The sequence below is a fragment of the Streptomyces sp. NPDC090119 genome (assembly GCF_044747085.1).
Lineage (GTDB): Bacteria > Actinomycetota > Actinomycetes > Streptomycetales > Streptomycetaceae > Streptomyces.
Window position 1 is genome coordinate 581,812 of record NZ_JBIVDK010000004.1, and the last position, 26,984, is coordinate 608,795.

The 26,984-nt window shown below is 74.0% G+C and carries 5 protein-coding genes; 2 read left to right on the plus strand and 3 right to left on the minus strand.

Annotation, left to right across the window (positions count from 1 at the left end):
* Positions 1-185: 185 nt before the first annotated feature.
* Positions 186-22,001, plus strand: a complete 21,816-nt coding sequence (locus ACIPPM_RS20440; protein WP_401449673.1) for a non-ribosomal peptide synthase/polyketide synthase — start codon at positions 186-188, stop codon at positions 21,999-22,001.
* A 35-nt stretch (positions 22,002-22,036) separates the two neighbouring features.
* Positions 22,037-22,252, plus strand: coding sequence for an MbtH family protein (locus tag ACIPPM_RS20445; RefSeq protein WP_388998100.1), 216 nt, complete (start codon positions 22,037-22,039; stop codon positions 22,250-22,252).
* A 54-nt stretch (positions 22,253-22,306) separates the two neighbouring features.
* On the opposite strand, the gene ACIPPM_RS20450 is transcribed toward ACIPPM_RS20445, so the two are convergent.
* From ACIPPM_RS20450 to ACIPPM_RS20460, 3 genes are read right to left on the minus strand one after another with little or no spacing between them, the layout of a single operon-like run.
* Complete coding sequence (locus ACIPPM_RS20450; RefSeq protein WP_401449677.1) at positions 22,307-23,371, minus strand: iron-siderophore ABC transporter substrate-binding protein; 1,065 nt, start codon at positions 23,369-23,371, stop codon at positions 22,307-22,309.
* Positions 23,372-23,421: 50 nt separating this feature from the next.
* Positions 23,422-25,191, minus strand: coding sequence for an ABC transporter ATP-binding protein (locus tag ACIPPM_RS20455; protein WP_401449679.1), 1,770 nt, complete (start codon positions 25,189-25,191; stop codon positions 23,422-23,424).
* Positions 25,188-26,891, minus strand: a complete 1,704-nt coding sequence (locus ACIPPM_RS20460; RefSeq protein WP_401449681.1) for an ABC transporter ATP-binding protein — start codon at positions 26,889-26,891, stop codon at positions 25,188-25,190. Before ACIPPM_RS20460 ends, ACIPPM_RS20455 begins: the two co-directional genes overlap by 4 nt.
* Positions 26,892-26,984 lie beyond the last annotated feature (93 nt).

Here is a 26,984-nt window from a genome sequence, read left to right on the forward strand (position 1 = left end):
GAAAGCCCAGTTGGGGAGCGCACCGACAGCCCTGACGGCGACTTAGGTGAGCATAACCTCAGCCGCTGTGACGTGGGCCGCCGAATCCGCAAGGGGACTGTTAAGTTAGGCAAACCTCACCTTACTATGCGAGCGGTCGCGGCTCCGCTGAGCCGTTCCACACCTAAGGGGAGGCACGGGCAGCTGTGTCGGACAACTCATCTCGTTCTCGCACACCTTCCTCGGTACCGGCTCCGGCTCGGGAGGCGTACTGGCGGGGGAGGTTCGCCGCACCGGCCCCCGAGACCCCGTTGCCGCTCGACCGGCCCTACCCCAGCCGCCCGGACGCCCCGGCACCGCGCGCCGAACGCACGGCCCGGCTCGGCGTCGACACCGGCGAGGACACCCTCCTCGCCGCCTTCGTGGCCCTGCTGCACCGCTACGGCGCGGCCCCGGCCGCCGAGGTGACGGTGGCGTACGCGGGACTCCCGCTGCGCGTCACCGTCGACGGCTCCGCCTCCTTCGGCGAGCTGTGCGCCGAGGTCGCCGAGGTGCGGGCCGAGGCCGAGGCTCACCGGCTGCCCACCACCGAACTGCTCCGGCTGCTCACCCCCGAACCGACCCGAGGGGGAGGGGTGTTGTGCGCCACCGGGTTCGGGCCCGCGTCCTGGGCCGAGGGCGGCCCGCTGGACCTCGCGCTGTCCGTCGCCGACGGCACGGTACGGATCGACCACCGTACCGACCTGTTCGACGCGGACACGGCCGACCGCTTCCTCGGCCACTACCGCACCCTGATCGCCGACGCGGTGGCCCGCCCGGACACCGCCGTGGCCGACCTCGAACTCCTCACCGACGACGAGCGGCACCGGATTCTGACCGGCTGGAACGACACCGCGCACGACGTGCCCGCGCACACCTGGCCACGCATGTTCGCCGCCCAGGTCGCCGCCCGGGGGCAGGAAGTGGCGCTCATCCACGAGGACGTCCGCCTCACCTACGCCGAACTCGACGCCCGAGCGGCCCGGTTGGCACACCTCCTGGTCGCGCGGGGTGCCGGGCCCGAGCAGGTCGTGGCGCTGGCGGTGCCCCGATCCGCCGACATGATCGTGGCGCAGGTCGCCGTCCTGAAGGCGGGCGCCGCCTATCTGCCCGTCGACACCGACTACCCGGCCGACCGCATCGCCTACATGCTGGACGACGCCCGGCCGGTCTGCCTGGTCACCACCGCCGAGGTCCTGCCCGACCTGCCGCCGGGCACCGACCCGCTCGTCCCGGACGCCCCCGCGACCCTCGCCGAGCTGGCCGTCCAGCCGACCCACGACCCCGCGGCGGCTCGGAAGTTGACGGCAGCGCACGCCGCCTATGTCATCTACACCTCCGGCTCCACCGGCCGCCCCAAGGGTGTCGTCCTCTCGCACGCGGGTGTCGCCAAGCTCGTCGCCACCCAGCGCGAGCGGTTCGGGATCGGCCCGCACAGCCGGGTCCTCCAGTTCGCCTCGCCCAGCTTCGACGTGGCCTTCTGGGACCTGTGCCTCGGCCTGCTCTCCGGCGGCCGCCTCGTCGTCGTGCCCACCGAGCGCCGACTGCCGGGCGAACCCCTCGCGGAGTACGCCCGCGAGCACGGCATCACCTTCATGATCCTGCCGCCCGCCCTGCTGGCCGCGATGCCGGAGAACGTCCAACTCCCGCCAGAGGCAACCCTCCTGGCGGGCACCGAACGCGTCTCGCCGGAGCTTGTCGGCCGGTACGCGGGCGGCCGGATGATGTTCAACGCCTACGGCCCCACCGAGGCCACCACCAACTCCACGCTCGGCCGCTGCGACCCGCACACCCCGCCCGGCACCATCGTGCCCATCGGCGTCCCCGACCCCGGCACCCGCGCCTACGTCCTCGACGACCGGCTGCGGCCCGTCCCCGCCGGGGTCACCGGCGAGCTGTACCTCGGCGGCGCCGGACTCGCCCGCGGCTACCTCGGCCGCCCCGGCCTGACCGCCGAACGCTTCGTCGCCGACCCCTTCGGCGCCCCCGGTGAACGGCTCTACCGCACCGGCGACCTCGTCCGCTGGAAGTCCGACGGGCGGCTGGAGTTCCACGGCCGCGCGGACAGTCAGGTCAAGATCCGCGGCTTCCGCATCGAGCCCGGCGAGATCGAGTCCGTGCTGCGCGCCCACCCGGCCGTCGACCAGGCCGCTGTCGTCGTCCGCGAGGACCGGCCCGGCGAACGCCGCCTCGCCGCCTATGTCGTGCCCGCTCTGGACGACACCTCGGAGGACGGGGTCGCGGACTGGAAGGACCTGCACGAACTGCTGTACTCGGCGGCCGGTGCCGAGGACTTCGCGGAGAACTTCGCGGGCTGGAACAGCATGTACGACGGCCAGCCCATCCCGCTCGCCGACATGCGCGAGTGGCGGGAGGCGACCGTCGCCCGCATCCGTGGACTGCGGCCCCGCCGGGTGCTGGAGATCGGCGTCGGCTCCGGTCTGCTGCTGTCCCGGCTCGCCCCGGAGTGCGAGGCGTACTGGGGCACCGACCTTTCCGAGGAAGCCGTACGCGCACTCACCGCCCAGGTGGCCGAGGTCCCCGCACTCGCCGACCGGGTGACCCTGCTGGCCCGGCCCGCGCACGACCTCATCGGGCTGCCGGAAGGGTACTTCGACACCGTCGTCGTCAACTCCGTCGTGCAGTACTTCCCCGGCGGCGACTACCTCACCCGTGTGCTCCGCGACGCGGCGGCGCTGCTCGCGCCCGGCGGTTCCCTGTTCATCGGGGACGTACGCAATCTGCGGCTGCTGCGCACCCTGAGCGCCGCCGTTGAAGGGCACCGGGCCGAGGGCGACGACAAGGAGGCGCTGCGGGCGGCCGTGGACCGGGCCGTCGCCTGGGAAGGTGAACTCCTCGTCGACCCCGACTTCTTCGCCATCCTGGACGGCTTCACCGCCGACATCCGGATCAAGCGCGGCACCCACCACAACGAACTCACCCGCTACCGGTACGACGTGGTCCTGCGACCGGGCATGCGACCCGAGCCCGACGACGCACCCGAGACGCCCTGGCCCGACCTCGGCTCGCACGAAGCCCTGTCCGACCTGCTGGCCACCACCGACCGCCCGCTGCGCGTCACCGGCATCCCCAACGCCCGCCTCGCCGACGACCTGAGCGCCCTCTCCGCCCTGGACGACAGCAGCAGGCCCGCCACCGGCCCCTACGGCATCGACCCCGAGACCCTGCACGAGATCGCCGCCCGGCACGGCCGCCGCGCGCACCTCACCTGGGACGGCGACGCCGAGGACGGCGCCCTCGACGCCCTCTTCACCTCCGAGGACGCCCCGGCCCCGTACCGCAGGGGCACCGGCCGCCCCCTCACCAACCGCCCGGCACCCTTCCGCAACGTCTCCGCGCTCATGGCCGCCCTGCGCGCCCACGCCGTCGCCGCGCTGCCCGACTACATGGTCCCGGCCCCCTTCGTCCCGCTGGACCGGCTGCCCGTCACCCCCAGCGGCAAGCTCGACGCCGCCGCGCTGCCCGTCCCGGACCGCACCCTCCCCACCGGCGGCCGCCCACCGGCCACCGCCCGCGAACGGCTGCTGTGCGAGCTGTACGCCCGCGCCCTCGACGTGCCCTCGGTCGGCGCCGACGACGACTTCTTCGCGCTCGGCGGAGACAGCATCGTGGCCGTCCGCCTCCTCGTCCTCGCCCGCCGCGCCGGACTGGAGCTCACCCCGCGCGACGTGTTCCGCCACCGCACCGCCGCCGAACTCGCCACCGTCGCCCGCACCGGCACGGCGGAGACGGACGGCGAGACCGTGCCCTGGGAGGTCCCGGCACTCGGAGAGGTCGCGGCCGATCTCACCGTCGAGGAGGTCCTCCCGCTCGGCCCGCTCCAGGAGGGCTTCTTCTTCCACGCCCTGGTCGACGGTGCCGAACACGACGCGTACGTGGTGCAGCAGGTCATCGAGCTGACCGGACCCGTCGACGGCACCCTGCTGCGCACCGCCGCCGAACGGCTGCTGGACCGGCACGCCCCGCTGCGCGCCTGCTTCCGGCAGACCCCCGACGGCCGCCCCGTCCAGCTCGTCGCGTCCGGGCTCGCGCTGCCCTGGCACGAGACCGACCTCACCACCGAGCCCGACCCCGCCACCCGGGAGACCCGCGCCGACGCCGTGGCCGCCGAGGAACGGGCCCGGCGCTTCGACCTCGCCCGGCCACCGCTGGTGCGCTGCGCGCTGATCCGGCTCACGGACGAACGCCACCGACTGATTCTGACGTTCCATCACATCGTCGCGGACGGCTGGTCCCTGCCCGTCCTCCACCGTGAACTGCTCGCCCTGTACGGTGAACACCCCGAGCCGCTGCCCGAGGTCACCCCGTATCGCGCCTACCTCCGCCGGATCGCGGGCGCCGACCGCGAGGCCGCCCGCGCGGCCTGGGGCGACGCGCTCGCCGGGGTCGAGGAACCCACCCTGCTGGTGCGCACCCCGGCCACCCCCGGACCCGTCGAACCGGGGCAGATCCGGGTCGAGTTGACCGAGCGCGTCACCGCCCGCCTGGTCGCCCGCGCCCGGGAACGCGGGGTCACGCTCGGCACCCTCGTCCAGGGAGCGTGGGGATTGCTCCTCGGGCAACTGACGCATCGTCAGGACATCGTCTTCGGTACCACTGTCGCCGGGCGGGACGCGGCGGTGGACGGTGTCGAATCGATGATCGGGCTGTTCATCAACACCCTGCCGACCCGGCTGCGCTGGGCGCCCGGCGACACCCTGGGCATGGTGCTGGACCGGCTGCAGGAGGAGCAGAGCGCCCTCCTCGACCACCAGCACCTGGGTCTCGCCGACATCCAGCGGGCCGCTGGACACGCGGGTGGCGGTGAACTCTTCGACACACTGGTGGTGTTCGAGAACTACCCCGGCGGCGAAGGAACTTCAGGCAGCACCGACCCGAGCGGCGCGATCACCGTCGCCGGGCACGCGTTCCATGACGCCGTGCACTATCCGCTGGCCCTCATCGTCAAGCCCGGCCGGCGGCTCGACCTGCGGCTCAAGCACCACGCCCGGCGCCTGGACGCCGACGCCGTGCGGGCCCTCGCCGACCGGCTCACCCTGCTGCTGCACACCCTCGCCGACGACCCCGGCACCCGCGTCGCCGACCTCACCCTGCTGACCCCGCGCGAGCTGGCCCAGGCCCACCCGGCGGGGGAGACCCGTACCGTCCCGGACACCACCCTCGCCGCCGCCGTCACCGCGCAGGCCGCCCGCACCCCGGACGCCACCGCCGTCGTGTACGAGGGCACCACGCTGACCTACGCCGAACTCGACGCCCGTGCCGAGCACTTGGCGGCCCGGCTGCGAGCGCGGGGCATCGGCCGGGAGCGGTTCGTCGCCGTCGCCGTACCCCGGTCGGCCGAGCTGATGGTGGCGCTGCTGGCCGTGCTGAAGGCGGGCGCCGCGTATCTGCCGCTCGACCTGGACTATCCCGCCGAGCGGCTGGCGTACACCCTGGCCGACTCGGGCGCGACCACCATCCTCACCACCAGCCGGGACGCCGGACGGCTGCCCTCGGCCGACGGGCTCGACGTGCTCATGGTGGACGACGGTGCCGAGGAACCGCCCGGAGACGTCCCGCCCGCCGACCCCGCCCGACCCGACGACCCCGCCTACCTCATCTACACCTCCGGCTCCACCGGCCGCCCCAAGGGCGTCGTCGTCACCCATCGGGCCATCGTGAACCGGCTGGCGTGGATGCAGGGCGCGTACGGACTCATGCCCGACGACCGGGTGCTGCAGAAGACCCCGGCCGGGTTCGACGTGTCGGTGTGGGAGTTCTTCTGGGCGCTGTGCGAGGGCGCCGCCGTGGTGCTCGCCGCGCCGGACGGCCACCGCGACCCCGCCTATCTGGCTCGCCTCATCCGGGACGCGGGCGTGACCACCCTGCACTTCGTGCCCTCGATGCTGGAGGCGTTCCTCGGCTCCGACGAGGTCACCGCCGATCCCGCCTGGGCGGCCGGTCTGCGCCGCGTGTTCAGCAGCGGCGAGGCGCTGCCCGGAGCGGCCGCCCGCCGTTGGCGCGAGCTGACCGGGGTCCCGCTGCACAACCTGTACGGGCCCACCGAGGCCGCCGTCGACGTCACCCACCACGCCTGCGACGACGCCCCCGACACCGTCGTGCCCATCGGCCGACCCGTGTGGAACACCGGCCTGCGCGTGCTGGACTCCTACCTGCGGCCGGTACCCGACGGCGTCCCCGGCGAGCTGTACCTCACCGGCGTCCAGCTGGCCCGCGGCTACCACCGGCGCCCCGCGCTGACCGCGGACCGCTTCGTCGCCGACCCCTACGGCGCGCCCGGCACCCGCATGTACCGCACCGGCGACCTGGTGAGCCGCCGCGCCGACGGCACCCTCGACTACCTCGGCCGCACCGACCGCCAGGTCAAGCTGCGCGGCAACCGGATCGAGCCCGGCGAGATCGAGGCCGCCCTGACCCGGCACCCGGACATCGCCCGGGGCGCGGTCGTCGTCCGCGACCACCGCCTCGTCGCCTACGCCGTCCCCGCACCCGGCGCCACCGTCGACCCCGCCGAGCTGCGCGGCACCCTGGCCGAGGCGCTGCCCGCGCCACTCGTTCCCGACGCGTACGTCCTCCTCGACGACCTCCCGCTCACCCCCAGCGGCAAGCTGGACCAGGCCGCGCTGCCCGCCCCCGAGGCCGAGCGCGCCGTCCGCCGCGAGCCTTCCGGGCCGGTGGAGCAGACGCTGACCGGGATCTTCGCGGCCGTCCTCGGCATCCCGGACGTCGGCCCCGACGACGACTTCTTCCGGCTCGGCGGCGACAGCATCAGCTCGATCGGCGTCGCCGCCCGCGCCCGCGCGGCCGGACTCGACGTCAGCCCCCGCGACGTCTTCACCCACCGCACCCCGGCCGCCCTCGCCGCCGGGACCGGGACCACCACCGCCACCCCGGCCGGTACGGCCGCCGCCTTCACCCTCACCGACGCCGAACACGCCCGCGTCCGCACCCTGGCCGCCCCGGCCCAGGTCGCCGACGTCTGGCCGCTGGCCCCGCTCCAGGAGGGCCTGTTCTTCCACTCGGCGTACGACGAGGGCGCCCTGGACGTCTACACCGTCCACGAGACCTTCGACTTCGCCACCCCGCTGGACACCACCCGGCTGCGCGCCGCCGTACGCACCCTGCTCGACCGCAACCCCGGCCTGTGCGCGGGCTTCACCAGCGACGGCCTCGACCAGCCGGTGCAGTTCATCGTCGCGGACCCGGAGATCCCGCTGGAGACGGTCGACCTCTCCCACCTCACGGCCGCCGAACAGGAAGCCCGCGTGGCGGAGTTGACCGGCGCGGAGCGGACCCGCAAGTTCGATCTGTCCAAGCCGCCGCTGTTCCGGCTGCTCCTGCTCCGGCTCGGTGACGGGCGCGGCGACCGGCTCGTCATCGGCCGCCATCTGATCCTCTGGGACGGCTGGTCCGCGTGGCTCTTCCTGGACGAGCTGTTCGGGCTGTACGAGACCGGCGGCGATGCCGGTTCCCTTGCCGCGCCCGGCAGTTACCGCGACTACCTCACCTGGCTCGCCGCGCAGGACGACACCGAGGCCACCGCCGCCTGGCGCACCGCGCTCGCCGGACTCGACGAGCCCACCCTCCTCGCCCCCACCGCCCCCGACGGCCTCGAACCGGTCATCCCCGACCAGCTCGACACCCTGCTGAGCACCGAGCTGGGCGAGCGGCTGCGGGACACCGGCCGCGCGCACGGCCTCACCCTGAACACCCTGCTCAACGCGGCCTGGGGGCTCACCCTCGCCACCGCGACCGGCCGCGCGGACGTCGTCTTCGGCACCACCGTCGCCGGACGGCCCAGCGAGGTCCCGCACGTCGGCGACATCATCGGCCTCTTCCTCAACACCGTCCCCACCCGCATCGCGCTCGACCCCGCCGAACCGGTCCTCGGCCTGCTCCACCGGGTCCAGGGCGAACGCCTCGACCTCATGCCCTACGAGCACCTCAGCCTCGGCGTGCTCCAGGCCGAGACCGGGCACCGCAAACTGTTCGACACGCTGTTCGTGCTGCGCAACAACGACACCGAGGAACGCCTCGCCGGACTGCGCACCCGGCACGGCGCCACCGCCGTCGCCAACGTGGACGCCACCCACTACCCGGCCAACCTCGTCGTTACCCCCGGCCACCGCATCACGGTCACCCTCACCCACCGGCCCGACCTCGTCCCCACCGACCGGGCCCGCGCCCTCCTCGACCGGTTCACCCTGCTCCTGGACCGACTCACCACCGACCTCCACGCCCCGGTCGGCTCACTCGACCCGCTGCTGCCCGCCGAGCACACCGCCCTGCGCCACGAACAGGAGGCGAGCCGGGTCCCCGAACCCGAGGACACCATCGCCGACCTCCTCGCCGCCCAGGCCGCCCGCACCCCGGACGCCCGCGCCCTGGTGTGCGGCGAGCAGACGCTGACCTACGCCGAACTCGACGCCTCCGTGAACCAGTTGGCGAGGCTGCTCATCGAGCGGGGCGCCGGGCCGGAGCGGATCGTCGCACTCGGCCTGCCACGCTCCCTGGACACCGTTGTCGCCCTCTTCGCCGTACTGCGCACCGGCGCCGCCTATCTGCCGCTGGAGCTGGACCACCCCGCCGACCGGCTGTCCGGGATGCTCGCCGACGCCCGCCCGCTGCTCCTGCTCACCACCCGCGCCGTCTCCGCCACCCTCGACGCCGACACACCCCGCGTACTGCTCGACGACCCCGACACGCGTGCCGACCTGGCCGCACTGCCGGACACCCCGGTACGCCGCCGGTTCAGCCTCGGACACCCCGCCTACGTCATCTACACCTCCGGCTCCACCGGCCGCCCCAAGGGTGTCGTCACCCCGTACCGGGGGCTGACCAACATGCAGCTCAACCACCAGAAGGAGATCTTCGCCCCGGCCATCGCCTCGGCGGGCGGACGGCGGCTGCGCATCGCGCACACCGTGTCCTTCGCCTTCGACATGTCCTGGGAAGAGCTGCTCTGGCTGGTCGAGGGCCACGAAGTGCACGTCTGCGACGAGGAGTTGCGTCGCGATGCCGAGGCGCTGGTCGCCTACTGCGAACGGCACCGGGTCGACGTCGTCAACGTCACCCCCACCTACGCCCGCCTGCTGATCGAACAGGGCCTCCTCGAAGGCCACGTACCCCCGCTGGTGCTGCTCGGCGGCGAGGCCGTGCCGGAGACGGTGTGGACGGCGCTGCGGGACACCGAGGGTACGTACGGCTACAACCTGTACGGCCCCACCGAGTACACGATCAACACCCTCGGCGGCGGCACCCTCGACAGCGCCACGCCCACTGTCGGACGTCCCATCCGGGGCACCCGCGCCCACATCCTGGACGCCTGGCTGCGCCCGGTACCCGACGGCGTGCCCGGCGAGCTGTACATCGCCGGGATCGGCCTGGCCCGCGGCTACCTGGACCGGCCCGCGCTCAGCGCGGAACGCTTCGTCGCCGACCCGTTCGGCGCGCCCGGCGAGCGCATGTACCGCACCGGCGACCTGGTGCGCCGGAACCCCGACGGCAACCTCGACTTCCTCGGCCGCACCGACGACCAGGTCAAGATCCGCGGCTACCGCATCGAACCCGGCGAGATCGAAGCCGCCCTCAGCCGCCATCCCCAGGTCGCCCAGGCCGCCGTCGTGGTCCGCGACGAACGCCTCGTCGGCTACGTCGTTCCCGCCCCCGCCGGTACCGCCGACCGCACCGCCGCCGAGGCCGCGCAGGTAGGGGAGTGGCAGGAGATCTACTCCGACGAGTACGAGGAGATCGGCACCGCCGTCTTCACCGAGGAGTACGCGGGCTGGGACAGCTCCTACGACGGGCAGCCCATCCCGTTCGAGGAGATGCACGAGTGGCGCGAGGCCACCGTCGCCCGCATCCGCTCCCTGAACCCCCGCCGCGTCCTGGAGATCGGCGTCGGCTCCGGCCTGCTGCTCTCCCGGCTCGCCCCGGAGGCCGAGGCGTACTGGGCGACCGACTTCGCCGCCCCCGTCATCCGCAAGATCGGTCAAGAGCTGATCCGTGAGCCCGAGTTGGCCGCCAAGGTGGAGTTGCGCTGCCAGCCCGCCGAGGATCTGAGCGGGCTGCCGACCGGCTACTTCGACACCATCGTCATCAACTCCGTCATCCAGTACTTCCCCAGCGTCGAGCACCTGACCGGAGTGCTGCACGGCGCCCTCGATCTGCTCGCGCCCGGTGGCGCCCTGTTCGTCGGGGATGTACGGAACCTGCGGCACGCCCGCGTCTTCCACACCGAGATCCAGCGCGCCCGGGGCACCGCCGACGAGGACCTGGAGCGTGCGGTGGAACGCGGGCTGCGGCTGGAGAAGGAACTCCTGGTCGACCCGGACTACTTCACCACCCTCGGCCACGGCGTCGACCTCCGCACCAAGCGCGGCCACCACCACAACGAACTCACCCGGCACCGCTACGACGTCGTCCTGTACGCCGGTCAACCGGACATGGACCTGGCGGACTTGCCGACCGTCGACTGGACCACCGCCCACGTGGTCGGCGACCTCGTGCGCGGGGACCGTACGACGGAGGACATGGGCGAGCTGCTCACCGGCATCCCCGCGACCACCGGACGCTTCGGGGACCGACCGCGCGGCGCCCGGCCCGAGGGCCTCCGCGTCACCGGCATCCCCGACGGGCGGACCGTGGAGGGAGGCGTCGACCCCGACGACCTGCACCACCTCGCCACCCGGTCCGGACAGCGGGTGCTCACCACCTGGTCGGCCGCGACCGGCACCTACGACGCGGTGTTCCTGCCCGCCGAACCCCGCCTCACCGCAGGGCTGTTCCGGCCCGACGGCACCCATCCCCACGCCAACGACCCCACGGCCGCCCGCGAGACCAGCGCCCTGGTGCGCAGGCTGCGCGAGGAACTGGGCCGCGAGCTGCCCGACTACATGGTCCCGGCCGCCTTCGTCACCGTGGACACCCTGCCGATGAACGCCAACGGCAAGCTCGACGTGCGCGCCCTGCCCGACGCCGAACCCGCCGTCGCCCTCGGCGGCGGACGAGGACCGCGTACCCGGCGCGAGGAAGTCCTGTGCCGCCTCTTCGCCGAGGTGCTCGGGCTGCCCGAGGTCGGCGCCGAGGACAACTTCTTCGACCTGGGCGGCCACTCGCTCCTCGCCACCCGGCTGGTCAGCCGCGCCCGCACCGAGCTGGACGCCGAACTCGCCATCCGCGACCTGTTCGAGGCCCCCACCCCGGCGCTGCTCGCAGGCCGCGCCGACAGCGGCAAGCCCGCCCGGCCCCGGCTCGCCGCGGCCGTGCGGCGCCCCGAGCGGGTTCCGCTGTCCGCCGCGCAACGGCGGCTTTGGCTGGTGGACCGCCTCGCCGAGCGGGCCGGGGGAGTGGCGTACAACTTCCCGCTCGTCCTGCGGCTGCGCGGCCCGCTGGACCTGCCCGCGCTGCGGGCTGCGCTGCGTGATGTCACCGCCCGGCACGAGTCGCTGCGCACCCTTGTCGGGGAGCACGAGGGTGAGCCGTACCAGCGTGTCGTCGGCGCCGAGGAGGTAGAGGTGCCGTGCACGGTGGCCGACGCCGCGGAGGCCGGGCTCCCCGCGCTGATCGAGGCCGCACAGCGCCGCCCCTTCGATCTGACCCGTGAACTCCCGCTGCGCGCCGAGGTGTTCCGGATCGGCGCCGAGGACCATGTCGTCGCGGTCGTCCTGCACCACATCACCACCGACGAGTGGTCCGACCGCCCCTTCCTGGCCGACCTGGACACCGCGTACGCGGCCCGCGCGGCCGGAACCGCCCCCGACTGGACGCCGCTGCCGGTCCAGTACGCGGACTACACCCTCTGGCAGGAACAACTCCTGGCGCAGCTCGGAGAGCAGCAAATCGCCTACTGGACCCAGGCGTTGAGCGGACTGCCGGAGGAACTGCCGCTGCCCCTCGACCGGGTACGCCCCGCCGAGCCCAGCGGGCGGGGAGCGGTCGTACGCCGGGCGGTGTCCGTGGAGACCGGGCGGGCGCTGCGCGAGCTGTCCGCCACCACCGGCACCAGCATGTTCATGCTGCTCCAGGCCGCTACCGCCACGCTGCTGCACCGGCTCGGCGCGGGCGACGACATCCCCCTCGGCGCCCCCATCGCGGGCCGCACCGACAGCGGGCTGGACGACCTGGTCGGCTTCTTCGTCAACACCCTCGTACTGCGCACCGACCTGTCCGGGGACCCCACCTTCACCGAACTCCTGGGCCGGGTGCGGGAGTCGTCGCTCGCCGCCTTCGAGCACCAGGACCTCCCCTTCGACCGGGTCGTGGAGGCCGTGAACCCGCCGCGCGTGGCCGGGCGCAACCCGCTCTTCCAGGTCATGATGGGCTACCACCACCGCCCCGACGGCGACCCGAGCACCCTGCTCGGACTGCCCGCCGAGTGGTACGACATGGACACCGGCGCCGCCAAGTTCGACCTGCACTTCACCTTCGTCGACGAGGCCGACGGGATCGTGCTCCTGCTGGAGTACGCGACCGACCTGTTCGACCACGGCACGGTCGAGCGGCTGGCGGGACGGATGCTGCGCGTGCTGGAACGGGCGGCTGCTGAACCCGCCCTGCCTGTACGGGAGTTGGAGGTTCTGGAAAGCGCCGAGCGGGCACGTGTCCTCACCGACTGGAACGACACCGCCACGGCCGTTCCCGACACCACTCTGCCCGAGCTGTTCCGCGCCCAGGCCGCCCGCACCCCGGACGCCACCGCGCTGGTCTTCGAGGGGGAGCGGCTGACGTACGCCGAGCTGGACGCCCGCGTGGAGCACACGGCCCGCGTCCTGGCCGGTCTCGGTGCCGGGCCGGAGGAGACGGTCGCCGTCGCCCTGCCACGCTCGGCAGACCTCGTCGTCGCCCTGCTCGCCACCCACCGTGCCGGAGCCGCCTACCTCCCGCTGGACCCCGACTATCCGGCCGACCGCCTCGCCCTCATGGTCGAGGACGCCCACCCGGTGTGCGTGATCCGCGACGCCCTGCCCACCGGCCCCGAGGCCGACCTGCCCACGTCGTACGACCCCCGGAGCCCCGCGTACATCATCTACACCTCCGGCTCCACCGGCCGCCCCAAGGGCGTCGTCGTCCCGCAGGCGGGCATCGTCAACCGGCTGCTGTGGATGCAGGACACCTACGGTCTGACCGGCGAGGACCGGGTGCTGCAGAAGACGCCGTCCAGTTTCGACGTGTCGGTGTGGGAGTTCTTCTGGCCGCTGATCACCGGCGCCGCACTGGTGGTCGCCCGGCCCGAGGGGCACCGCGACCCCGCCTACCTGGCCCGGCTCATCCGGGGCCAGGACGTCACCACCGTCCACTTCGTGCCGTCCATGCTCCAGCTGTTCCTGGAGGAGGCGTCCGCCACCGAGTGCACCGGGCTGCGCCGGGTGCTGTGCAGCGGCGAGGCCCTGCCCGCGGCCCTCACCCGCCGCTTCCACGAGACGCTGACCGCCGGACTCCACAACCTCTACGGCCCCACCGAGGCGTCCGTCGACGTCACCGCGGCCCAGATCGGCCCCGGCGCGACCACCGTGCCGATCGGCCGCCCGGTGTGGAACACCCGGACCTACGTCCTGGATGCCGGGCTCAATCCGGTGCCGCCCGGAGTGGCCGGTGAACTGTACTTGGCCGGTGTGCAGTTGGCCCGTGGCTATCTGGACCGGCCCGCGCTGACCGCCGAGCGGTTCGTGGCCGATCCGTACGCGCAGACGCCCGGTGCCCGGATGTACCGCACCGGGGACCGGGCCCGCTGGACGGCGGACGGGGCGCTCGAGTACCTGGGACGCACCGACGACCAGGCCAAGGTGCGTGGCTTCCGGGTCGAGCCCGGCGAGATCGAGGCCGTGCTCACCGCCCACCCGTCCGTCACGGGTGCGGCGGTCGTCGTCCGTGACCAGGCACTCGTCGCCTATGTGGTCCCGAGCGGTGAAATGCCGGACACCACTGTGCTGCGCGCACATGTGGCCGCCACCCTCCCGGCGCACATGGTCCCGGCCGCCTACGTCACGCTCGACGCGCTGCCACTCACTCCGAACGGCAAGCTCGACCGCCGGGCCCTGCCCGACCCCGACTTCCGCACCGACGGCGCCCGGCCGCGCACCCCGCGCGAGGAGATCCTCTGCGGCCTCTTCGCCGATGTGCTCGGTCTGGAGGAGGTCGGCGTCCACGACGACTTCTTCGCCCTCGGCGGTCACTCCCTGGCCGCCATGCGCCTGGTCAGCCGGGTCCGCGCCGCCCTCGGCGCCGACCTCTCGCTGCGCACGGTCTTCGACGCCCCCACCCCGGCCCGGCTCGCCGCCCGCCTGGACGCCTCCCGTTCCCCCGGTCGGCCCGCGCTCACCGCCGGGCGCCCGCAGCCGGAACGGCTGCCCCTGTCCTCCGCCCAGCGGCGGCTGTGGCTGCTGCACCAGGTCAACGGCCCCGACCCCGCCTACAACATCCCGGCCGTGTGGCGCCTCACCGGCGCCCTGGACCGGAACGCCCTGCAAGCCGCCCTGAACGACGTGGCCGCACGGCACGCCCCGCTTCGGACCGTGTTCCCGGCCGTGGACGGAGTCCCGTACCAGCAGGTGCTGGACGAGGTCAGGGTTCCGCTGCTGGACGGTGCCGACCTGGCGGCCGAGGCCGCGCACCCCTTCGACCTGACAGCGGAACTCCCGTTGCGGGCTGTGTTGTTCGAGGCTGGTCCGCGGGAACACGTCCTGCTGCTCCTGCTCCACCACATCGCCACCGACGAGTGGTCCGAACGCCCGCTGCTCGCCGACCTCGGCACCGCCTACGCGGCCCGCACCGAGGGACGCACCCCCGACTGGGCTCCGCTGCCGGTGAGTTACGCCGATTTCACCCTGTGGCAGCGTGATCTGCTGGCGGTCGCCGAAGCCGACCTGCTGGCCCACTGGACGGAGGCGCTCGCCGGTATCCCGGCCGAGCTGAACCTGCCCACCGACCGCCCCCGCCCGGCCGAGTCCAGCGGGCGCGGCGGCACCGTCGGCTTCACCGTGCCGCCCGCGCAGGCGCGCGCCCTCCGGACCCTCGCCCGCGATCACGGGGTCAGCATGTTCATGGTGTCCCAGGCCGCCGTGGCCGCACTGCTGCACCGGCTCGGCGCGGGTGACGACATCCCGCTCGGCGCCCCGGTGTCCGGCCGCGCGGACGAATCGCTGGAGGACCTGGTCGGGTTCTTCGTCAACTCCCTCGTCCTGCGCACCGATCTGTCCGGCGACCCGACCTTCGCCGAACTCTTCGCCCGCGTCCGGGAGACCGGCCTCGCCGCCTACGAACACCAGGACCTGCCCTTCGAGCGGCTGGTGGAGGCCCTCAACCCCGAACGCTCCCTCGCGCGGCACCCGTTGTTCCAGGTCATGGTCGTCCACCTCGCGGGCCGCAGCGACGGGCCGGTACTTCCCGGTCTCACGGCTACCCGCGAGACCGTGGGCCAGGACAGCGCCAAGTTCGACCTCAGCTTCGACTTCGTCGAGCAGGAGGACGGCATCCAGGGCTGGATCGAGTACAGCGCCGACCTGTTCGACGAGCCGACCGTCCAACTCCTCGCCCGTCGGCTGGAGTCCCTCCTCGCCCAGGCCGCCGCCGACCCCGGCCGCCGCGTCGGCACGCTCGACGTCCTTCGGGACGACGAACGCGCCCTGGTCCTCACCGGCTGGAACGACACCGCCCGGACCGTCCCCGACGGCACCCTGCCCGAGCTGGTCCGCGCCCAGGCGGCCCGTACCCCGGAGGCCACCGCCGTCGTCTTCGAGGGCACCGCCCTCACCTACGCCGAACTGGACCGGCGCGTGGAACGCCTGGCTTGTACCCTGGCCGCGCACGGCGCCCGCCCCGAGACCACCGTGGCCGTCGCCCTGCCCCGATCCGTGGCCCTCGTCGTCACCCTGCTCGCGGTGCACCGCGCGGGCGCCGCCTACCTGCCCCTGGACCCCGCCCACCCCGCCGACCGGCTCGCCCACCTGCTCGCCGACGCCGACCCGGCCTGCCTGGTCACCAGCGACGGCATCGATGTCCCCGACACGGGCACCCGCCACCTGCGCGTGGACGCGGACGGCACGCCGGAGGACCCGGCCGACGCCCCGCTCCCCACCTCGTACGACCCCCGTCATCCCGCCTACGTCATCTACACCTCGGGCTCCACCGGCCGCCCCAAGGGTGTCGTCGTCCCGCAGGCGGGCATCGTCAACCGGCTGCTGTGGATGCAGGAAGCTCATGAACTGACGTCCATCGACCGGGTGTTGCAGAAGACCCCGGCCGGGTTCGACGTGTCGGTGTGGGAGTTCTTCTGGCCGCTGATCACCGGCGCGACCCTGGTCGTGGCCCGCCCCGAGGGACACCAGGACCCCGCCTACCTGGCCGCGCTGATCCGCGAACAGGGCGTCACCACGGCCCACTTCGTGCCGTCCATGCTGCGCGCCTTCCTGGACGAACCCGCCGCCGCGCACTGCACCGGACTGCGCCAGGTCATGTCCAGCGGCGAGGCCCTGCCCGTACCCCTCGCCGCCCGCTTCCACCGCGTGCTGCCCGGCAGCCGCCTGCACAACCTCTACGGTCCCACCGAGGCGTCCGTCGACGTCACGGCTCACGAAGTCCCCGCCGACCCGGCCACCGTGCCCATCGGCCGCCCGGTGTGGAACACCCGCGCCTACGTCCTCGATGCGGTCCTCGGCCCGGTGCCGCCCGGCGTGGCCGGTGAACTGTATCTGGCGGGAGCCCAGTTGGCCCGTGGCTACCTGAACCGGCCCGGCCTGACCGCCGAGCGGTTCGTCGCCGACCCCTTCGGGGCGCCCGGTGCCCGGATGTACCGCACCGGGGACCTCGCCCGCTGGACGCCGGCCGGGGAACTGGAGTACCTCGGCCGGGTCGACGACCAGGTCAAGCTGCGTGGCTTCCGTATCGAGCCGGGCGAGATCGAGGCCGCGCTCACCGGGCACACGCGGGTCGCCCAGGCGGTCGTCGTGCTGCGCGAGGACCGGCTCGTGGCCTACGCCGTCCCCGCCGAGGGCCCGCACCCGGACCCCGCCGAGCTGCGCGCGCACACCGCCGCCACCCTGCCCGGCCACATGGTCCCGGCCGCCGTCGTCCTGCTCGACACGCTCCCGCTCACCCCCAACGGCAAGCTCGACCGCCGTGCGCTGCCCGCGCCGGACTTCGCCGCCGAGGTCGGCGGCACCCGGCCGCGCACCGAGCGGGAGGAGACGCTGTGTGCCCTCGTCGCCGAGGTGCTCGGCCTCGAACGCGTGGGCGTCGAGGACGACTTCTTCTCCCTCGGCGGGGACAGCATCGTCGCCATGCAACTCGTCGCGCGGGCCCGCGCCGCCGGGCTGGCGTTCAGCCCCCGTGACGTGTTCCGGCACAAGTCGGCCGCCGGACTCGCCGCCGTCGCCACCAGCACTGCCGCCGCCGAGCACCGGGCCGACGACACTCCGCTGCTGCCCGACCTCACCGACACCGAACGCGCCGAACTCGCCGCCCTCCCGCCCGGCACCGAGGTGCTCCCCGTCTCGCCGCTCCAGGCCGGGCTGCTCTTCCACGCCGCCCTCGACTCCGGCGACGAGGGGCCGGACGTGTACACCGTCCAGGTCTCCTACGACCTCGACGGCCCCCTCGACGCCGACCGGCTGCGCGCCGCCGCGCAGGGTGTGCTCGACGCCCACGAGAACCTGCGCAGCGGCTTCCGGCACCTGTCCTCCGGGCGGCCCGTCGCCGTTGTCCCGCGCACCGCCGTACTGCCCTGGCGGCAGCTCGACCTCACCGATGCGGCCGACGGCGACTGGGAGCGGCTGCTCGGGCAGGAGCGGCGCCGGTTCGACCCCGAACAGCCACCGCTGCTGCGGCTGTTGCTGGCCCGGACCGGCCCGGACCGGCACCGGCTCGTCCTCTCCCACCAGCACCTGCTGCTCGACGGCTGGTCGCTGCCGCTGCTCACCGCCGAACTGTGGGCACGCTACGAGGGCCGCACCCCGGCCCCGCCCGCCCCGTACCGGGCGCATCTGCGGCTGCTGGCCGCTCAGGACCAGGCCGCCTCCACCGCAGCGTGGGCCGGCGCCCTCGCCGGGCTCGCCGAGCCCACCCGTATCGCGCCCGCCGACCCCGACCGGGCCGCCGCGGTCCCGCACACCCACACCGTCGAACTGGACGCGGACCGCACCGCCGGGCTGGAGGCATTCGCCCGGAGCCAGGGCGTCACCCTCAACACCCTGGTGCAGGCCGCCTGGGGCGTGCTGTTGGGCAGGCTCACCGGACGCGACGACGTCGTGTTCGGCGCCACCGTCGCCGGACGCTCACCCGAACTCGCCAGGTCCGAGGCGATGATCGGCCTCTTCATCAACACCGTGCCCGTACGGGTGCGGCTGCGGGCCCAGGAGAGCACCGCCGAGCTGCTGCACCGGCTGCAGGACGAGCAGTCCGGGCTCATCCGCCACCAGCACCTCGGTCTCGCCGACATCCAGCGCGCCACCGGACTCGGTGAACTCTTCGACACCCTGGTGGTGTTCGAGTCGTACCCCGTGGCCGACAGCAGCGAGGACGGCGAGGCACCCCGCGCCACCGTCCGCGAACATCAGGACTCCACGCACTATCCGTTCGCCTGGGCGGTCGAGCCCGCCGAACGGCTGCGTCTCACCGCCGAGTTCCGCCCCGACCTCCTCGACGCGGCCACCGTGCGCCGTATCACCGACGCCCTCCGCCACCTCCTCACCGGCATGGCCGCCGACCCCGACAGCCCCGTCGGCAGGCTCGGCCTGCTCGGCCCGGACGACCGGCACACCGTGCTGGAGCGGTGGAACGACAACGCCCTGCCACCGGCCGAACGCCTCGGCACCGTGCCGGAGTTGTTCGCGGCACAGGTCGCCGCGAGCCCGGACGCGGTCGCCGTCACGGACGGCCGCACCACCTGGACCTTCGCCGAACTCGACGCCCGGACCGACGCGTTGGCGCGCACCCTCGCCGGACAGGGCGCCGGACCCGAGCGCATCGTCGCCCTCGCCCTGCCCCGCACCGCCGACCACATCGCCGCCATCCTGGCCGTACAGAAGGCGGGCGCCGCCTACCTGCCCCTCGACCCCGACCTGCCCGAGGCCCGGCTCACCGGCATGCTCACCGACACCCACCCGGTCCTCATCCTCACCACCGAGGACACCGCCCTGCCCGCCACCGACATTCCCGTCCTGCTCCTCGACGCCCCCACGGACGCCCTCCCGCAGGCCGAGCCCACCGCCCCGCGCCCCGACCACCCCGCCTACGTCATCCACACCTCCGGCTCCACCGGCCGCCCCAAGGGCGTCGTCGTCACCCAGCGCGGCCTCGCCAACCTCTTCCACAGCCACCGCCACGACCTGCACGCGGCCGCCCGCCGCAGCACCGGACGCGACCAACTGCGCGTCGGCCACGCCTGGTCGTTCTCCTTCGACGCCTCCTGGCAGCCCCAGCTCTGGCTGCTCGACGGACACGCCCTGCACATCGCCGACGACGAGACCCGCCGCGACCCCGAACTCCTCGCCGCCTTCATCCGCGCACACGGCATCGACTTCATCGAGGTCACCCCGTCCCTGCTCGCCCGCATGGCCGACAGCGGCCTGATCGGCCCCGACGGCGACTGCCCGCTCGCCCTGGTCGGCTTCGGCGGCGAGGCCGTCCCTGAGTCGCTGTGGACCCGGCTCGCCGCGCTGCCGCGCACCGAGGCCGTCAACCTGTACGGCCCCACCGAGGCCACCGTGGACGCGCTCGTCGGCCACGTCCGGGACAGCGCCCGACCGGTCGTCGGACGGCCCGTCCACCACACCCGCGCCTACGTCCTCGACACCGCCCTGCGCCCCGTCCCGCCCGGTGTCACCGGCGAGCTGTACCTGTCCGGACCCGGCCTCGCCCGCGGCTACCTCGGCCGCCCGGAACTCACCGCCGAACGCTTCGTCGCCGACCCCTTCGGCGCACCCGGCGCACGCATGTACCGCACCGGAGACCTGGCCCGCTGGACCGAGGACGGCCTGCTGGAGTTCGCCGGCCGCACCGACGACCAGGTCAAGATCCGCGGCTACCGCGTCGAACTCGCCGAGATCGAAGCCGCGCTGGACAGCCACCCGGCCGTCGCGCACTCGGTGGTCGTGGCCCGCGAACACCGGCCCGGCATCCGCCAGTTGATCGCCTATGCCGTCCCCCGCGACGGGATGGCGGCGGAGCCGGGCGAACTGCGCGCCCACACCGCCGCCACCCTGCCCGACTACATGGTCCCGGCCGCCGTCGTGGTGCTGGACCGGCTGCCGTCGCTGTCCAACGGCAAACTCGACCGCACCGCCCTGCCCGCGCCGACCTTCACCGGGGGTGGACGCGCCCCGGAGAACGACACCGAGCGCACCCTGCGCGACCTGTTCGCCGAGACCCTCGGGCTGCCCGCCGAGGCCGTCGGCACGGACGACGACTTCTTCGCGTTCGGCGGGGACAGCATCGTCGCCATGCAGCTCGTCGCCCGCGCCCGCACCGGCGGACTGCGGATCACTCCGCGCCAGGTCTTCCGGCACCGCACCGTCGCCGCCCTGGCCGCCGTCGCCGTAATCCTCGATCCGGGCCGGCGGCACGCCACCCACGACGACGGCACCGGAACCGTCCCGCTCACCCCGATCATGCGGGCCCTCCTGGCCCGCGGCGGTCCCTTCACCGCCTACCACCAGGCCGCGCTGCTGCGCACCCCCGCCGACCTCACCGAACCCGGACTGCTGGCCGTGCTGGAGGCGCTGGCCCAGCGGCACGACATGCTCCGTGCCCGGCTCGTCCGCACACCGAGCCCCGCTCTCCACGTGCCGCCCGCCGCCGACACCCGTGACTGGCTCACCCGGGCCGACGTGCGCGGCGCGGACGGGACCGCGCTGCGGGCCGCCATCGCCCGGTACGCCGCGACAGCCCGCGACGGACTCGACCCCGACGACGGGGCGATGGTGCGGGCCGTCTGGTTCGACGCCGGGCCCGGCCACCCCGGACGGCTGCTGCTCCTCGTCCACCACCTGGTGATCGACGGCGTCTCCTGGCGCACCCTGTTGCCCGACCTCGCCACCGCGTGGACCGCCGTCCGGGACGGCCGGACCCCCGAACTCGCGCCCGTCGAGATGTCGTTCGCCCGCTGGGCACGGCTGCTGGAACGCCGGGCCGCCGACCCCGCCACCGAGGACGAACTGCCCTGGTGGACCGGCACCCTGGCCGAGGGCGCGGGGCTGCCGCTGGCCCGCCCCCTGGACCCCGCCCGCGACACCGTGGCCGCCACCCGGTACCTCTCCCTGACCCTGCCCCCGGAGATCACCGAGCCCCTGCTCAGCCGGGCCCCGGCCGCGTTCGGCGCCGGAGTCAACGACGTGCTGCTCACCGCGTTTGCCCTGGCCGTGGGCGACTGGCGGGCCCGCGTCCTGGGCGCCGACCGTCCCGGCGGGCCCGTACTGGTCGATCTGGAGGGGCACGGCCGCGAGGAGGAGATCGCGGGCGACGCCGACCTGTCCCGTACCGTCGGCTGGTTCACCAGCGTCGTACCGGTACGGCTCGACCCCGGCCCGGACGCCACCCTCGACGACGGCCCCGCGCTGGACGCCGCCCTGGCCCGCGTCCGGGAGCATCTCGCCGCCCTCCCCGCGGCCGGAATCGGCCACGGCCTGCTGCGCCACCTCAACCCGGAGACCGCGCCGAAGCTGGCCCAACTGGACGATCCGCAGATCGAGTTCAACTACATGGGCCGCTTCGACCGCCCCGAGGCCGCCGACTGGTCCTACGCGGCCGAGGAGTCCGCCGCCGACCTCGACGCCGACCCCGGTATGCCGATGTCGCACGCCCTGACCCTCAACGCCCTCACCGAGGACCGCCCGGAAGGGCCCGAACTCAGCGCCCACTGGGCCTACGCGGCCGGCCTCCTCACCGAGGAGCAGGTCCGCGACCTGGCCCACACCTGGTTCCGGGCGCTGGAGGCGCTGGTACGCCGAGCCGCCCAGCACCGCCCCTGACCGCCCCACCCCGACCGGAAGGCAAGGAGCCCGCCATGAGCAACCCGTTCGAGAACCCCGACGGCGTCTACACCGTCCTCGTCAACGACGAGGGCCAGCACAGCCTGTGGCCCGACTTCGTCGCCGTCCCGCCCGGCTGGACCGTCGTCCACGGCCCCGCGCCCCGCCAGGACTGCCTCGACCACATCGAGACCCACTGGACGGACATGCGCCCCAAGAGCCTGATCGAGGCCATGGCCGACGGAGCCTGAAAAAGCCAGGGGGGGCGGACCCGTCATGGGCCCGCCCCCCTGCCTGGAGGCGTGTCAGGACGCGGGCTGCGCCACCTTCGTCTCCGGCTTGCCGTCCGAGGCGGCCGCGAGCTGCGGGACCAGGCGGTCAAGGACGTAGGGAATGCTCAACACCGTGGACAGGGAGACCGCGTTGCCGTAGTCGCTGGTCTCCTTCACGAACACCTCGCGGCCCTGCTTCACCACGTTCAGGTCGCCGTAGACCGGGTCACGGTGCAGCTTGGTGACGGCGGTGGTGAGGTCCGGCACGATCCAGAGGGCCACGCCCTGGTCGAGCAGGTCGAGGCGCTCCTTGCTGATGTTGGCGCCGAACTTGTCCCCGATCACCTTGTCCAGGTCCTTCGGCAGCGCGAACCCGAGGTCGGACAGCAGCCGGGAACGCGGGTCCTGGCTGCCGAACACGAACGTGCCCTCGTACGGAGTGGCCACCACCGCGGCCGACTTCGTGAAGCCGGGGTTGGCCTGGCGGGCCGCGGCGAACTTGTCCTGCACGCCCGCCACCAGCTTCTTCGCCTCGGTCTCCTTGCCGAGTGCCTTCCCGATCACCTCGGTCTGCCGCTGCCACGGCACCCCGAAGTCGTTGAACTCCTTCGGCTGGGCCACGACCGGCGCGAACTTCGACAGGTTCGCGTACTGCGACTTGGTCAGCCCCGAGTAGACGGCGAGGATCAGATCGGGGCGCAGCGCGGCGATCTTCTCCACCTGGGGGCCGGTGCCGGTGTCCTTCAGGACGGTCGGCGCGGGGGAGGAGCCCAGCTTGTCCTTCGCCCAGGGCCCGATGGCGCCCTTGTAGCCGCCCAGCCACTCGGTCGTGCCCACCGGCACCTTGCCCAGCGCGAGCACGGCGTCCTGGTCGGTGAGGCCGACGGTGACGATCCGCTTCGGCTCGGACTTGATCGTCGTACTGCCGTACTTGTGGGCGATCGTCACCGGGAACGCGGTGTTCGCGGAGCCCTTGGCGCCGGAGCCGGACGAGTCCGAGCCGGAGTCGGAGGAGCCGCAGGCGACCGCGGTCACGGCGAGCAGGAGTACGGAGGTGAGCAGGCCGGTCAGCCGGGAGGCTCTGGTGGCGCGGGGCATCGGTGATCCTTCTCTTCGTGGTGAAAGGTCCTGTGCGTGGGGGTGCGGGGTCAGGGGCCCGCCTCGGCGGGGGAGCGGCTGCCGGACCAGGCGTGCCACAGGGCGGCGTACGCGCCCTCGGCGGCGAGGAGTTCGGCGTGCGTGCCGCTCTCCGCCACCCGGCCGTCACTCAGGACGACGATCCGGTCGGCGGCGGCCGCCTGGCTGAGCCGGTGGGCGACCACGAGCGCGGTACGGCCGCGCAGCGCACGCTCCGCCGCCTCGTCCAGCAGCCGGGCGCCCGAACTGCCCGCCTCCGCCGTCGCCTCGTCCAGGACGACCACGGGCCGGTCGGCGAGCAGCAGCCGGGCCAGCGCGAGCTGCTGGGCGCGGTCGGTGGTGAGCCGGTGCCCGCCGTCGCCGACGACCGTGTCCAAGCCCTCGGGCAGCGCTTCGGCCCAGCCCAGGGCGCCCACCGCAGTCAGCGCCTCGCGCAGCTCCTCGTCGCCCGCCTCCGGGCGGGCCAGCCGCAGGTCGTCGGCGAGGGGTCCGGCGAAGACATGGACCTCCTGGGTCACCAGCCCCACCAGACGGCCGGAGACGTCCGGTCCGGCGCCGCCGATGTCGACACTGCCCGCCGTGGGGGAGTGCAGCCCGGCCACCAGCTTGGCCAGCGTCGTCTTGCCGGCGCCGGTGGTGCCCACCAGCGCGACCCGCTCCTTGGGCCGCACCTCGAGGTCCACCCCGTGCAGCACCGGACGGCCCGGCACATACGCGTGCGACACCCCGGTGAGCGTCACCGACGGGTCCGGCACCGCGAGGTCCGCCGCCCCGGCCTCCTCCGCCATGGGCTCGTCCACCACGCCGACCAGGCGGGCCAGTCCGGCGGTCGCTGACTGGGCGTCGTCCAGCAGCACCAGCGCGGTGTTGACCGGGCCGAAGAGGCTGTGGAAGTACAGGGCGGCCGCCGTGGCCGTACCCACCGACGCCGAACCGGAGCGCACCAACAGGAACCCGGTGACCAGCACGGCGGCCAGGCCCAGGTACTCCGCGATGTGCAGCCGGGAGTAGAAGCGCAGCACCAGCCGCACCCCGCGCATCGTCAGCTCCACCGCCGCCCGCGAACGGACGGTCACCCGCTCGGTGTGGCCGTCCTGGAGCCGGTGCGCGCGTACCGTCCGGGCGCCGCCGATGGTGTCCAGCAACTGCTGCTGCTGAGCCCCGGCCGCGATCCGCTCGCGTCCGTACAGCGGGACCGCGTTGCGCACGTACCAGCGGGCGGTGTGCGCCTGCACCGGCACCGCGAGCAGCGCGGCCAGCAGGAACCGCCAGTCCAGCAGGGCCAGCGCGCCCAGGGTCAGCACGATCGACAGCGCCGAGCGGGCCAGCTCGGGCAGCGCCCCGCGCACCGCGTCCGCGACCCGGGAGACGTCGCGGGTGACACGGGCGTTCAGGTCGCCGGAGCCCGCCCGCTCCACCCGCTCCAGCGGCAGCGCGAGGGCCCGCTCCACGAAGAGTTCGCGCAGCCGGGCGAGCACGGTCTCGCCGAGCCGGGACACCAGCGACATGCCGAGCGCGGTCAGTACGCCCTGCGCCACCGCCACCCCGGCCAGCGCGGCCACCGGCCAGGTCAGCGTGGCCGGGGCGCGGTGCTCGGTGACCAGGTCCACGATGTACCCCAGCAGCGGCTGGGTGACCAGCCCCACGGAGGTGGCCAGCACCAGCAGCCCGAACCCGGCGAACGCCAACCCCCGGTGCGGGCGCAGCAGTTCACGCACCACGGCACGGGTACGGGCGGGGGTGGCGGTCGGCAGCAGCGCCGCGCCTTCGGTCTCCGTCACGTGAGCACCGCCGTCCGGTAGTCGGCGTCCGTCCGTACGAGCTGTTCATGGGTGCCCTCGGCGCCGATCCGGCCGCCGTCGAGGAGGACGACGCGGTCGGTGACGGCGAGCAGCGCGGGGCTGTTGGTCACCACGACCGTGGTGCGTCCGCGCCGCAGCTCCCGCAGTCCCTCCGCGATCCGCGCCTCGGTGACCGCGTCCACGGCGGTGGTCGGATCGTGCAGCACCAGCACGGGCGGCTCGGCGCGCAACGCCCTTGCCAGCAGCACGCGTTGACGCTGACCGCCGGATAGGGAGCGACCGCCCTCGCCGACCTCGGTCGCGGTGCCGTGCGGCAGGGAGCGGGCCACCTCGTCCACGCGGGCGGCGGCGAGCACCCGCTCGGTGAGCGGGTCGGGCCCGTCGGTCTCCCCGTCCGGTGTCACGTTCGCCGCGAGCGACCCGCCGAACAGTGCCGCGTCGTGCGCGGCGACCAGGACGGAGACCCGCAGGGCGGCGGGGTCCAGCCGGGTCAGGGGTACGCCGTCCAGCTCGACCGAGCCGGTCTCCGGGTCGTGCTCCCGGCCCAGGAGCCGCAGCAGGGCCTCGGCACCGGCCGGGTCGGTCACCGCGATGCCGGTCACGAGCCCGGCCGGCAGATCGAGGTCGACGCCCTCCGGGCCACCGAGCCGGACCCCGCGCAGCCGCAGCGCCCCGCGGACCGGCTCCGGCATCGCGTCGTCACCGCCGCTCACACCCGGCGCGGCGGCCAGCACCCCGGCGATCCGGGCGGCGGAGGCGCGTCCCTGCGCCAGCTCGGCGTTCACCCAGGCGAAGGTCTCCAACGGGCCCAGCAGGAACAGTGCCAGTCCCACCGCCGACACCAACTGGCCGAGCGACAGCGACCCTTGGAGGGCCAGCCGCCCGCCCACCAGGGCGATCAGCGCGATGAAGCCGCCCGTCAGGGCCAGCACGAGCCCGGTCTGCCAGGACTCGGCGCGGGCCGCGCGCAGCGTCGCCGCCAGCGACACCCGGCTGGTGCGGCGGTACCGCTCCACGGCGGCCCGCTCGGCGCCCAGCCCCTTCAGCACCCGCAGCCCGGCCACCAGGTCGGCGGCCACCCCCGAGGCGTGCGCGGCCCGATCCTGCTCGGCCTCGCTGCGCCGCTCCAGCGGCTTGCTGAGCAGATGCCCCAGCCACAGCAGCACCGGCGTGCCGACCAGCACGATCAGCCCCAGCGGCACGGACGTGACCAGGAGCGCGACCGCGCTCACCGCGATGCCCGCGACGGCCCATATGCCGCTCATCAGCGCCATGTTGACCGCGCCGACCCGCTTGGCGTCCTCGGTGGCCACGTTCGCCAGCTCGCCGGGGAGCAGCCCCGCCTCCGCGCCGCCGCGCGGGTCCAGCACCCGGCGCACCACCGCGAGCCGCAGCGTGTGCGCGGCCTCCTCGGCGGCGCGCTCGCCCGAGCGCGCGCCCAGCCGGAAGCTCCAGGACAAGACCACGTACATGACCGCGAGCACCGCCAGCCACCCCACCAGCCGTCCGGCGTCCTGCCCGGCCACGGCCTGGTCGATGACGACGCCGATGAGCACCGGGACCAGGGCTTCCCCCAGCTGGTGCACACAGCCGAACCCCGCGCCGAGCGCGACGCGCCGCGCCTGCCCCCTGACCGAGCGTGTCAGGACATCGCGCCCCGACGGTTCCCCTGATCCCACCAGCCACCCTCCGGAAACCGGTCAACTTAGGCAAGGCTACTCTAAGTAAAAGAGGTGGCGTCAATCCCATCTGCCGGTCTCGTCGATCCCATC

What these genes read in the sequence shown, in the direction of transcription:
- ACIPPM_RS20450 (WP_401449677.1), bottom strand. Translation starts at nt 23,371, where the DNA reads ATGCCCCGCGCCACCAGAGCCTCCCGGCTGACCGGCCTGCTCACCTCC.
- ACIPPM_RS20445 (WP_388998100.1), top strand. Translation starts at nt 22,037, where the DNA reads ATGAGCAACCCGTTCGAGAACCCCGACGGCGTCTACACCGTCCTCGTC.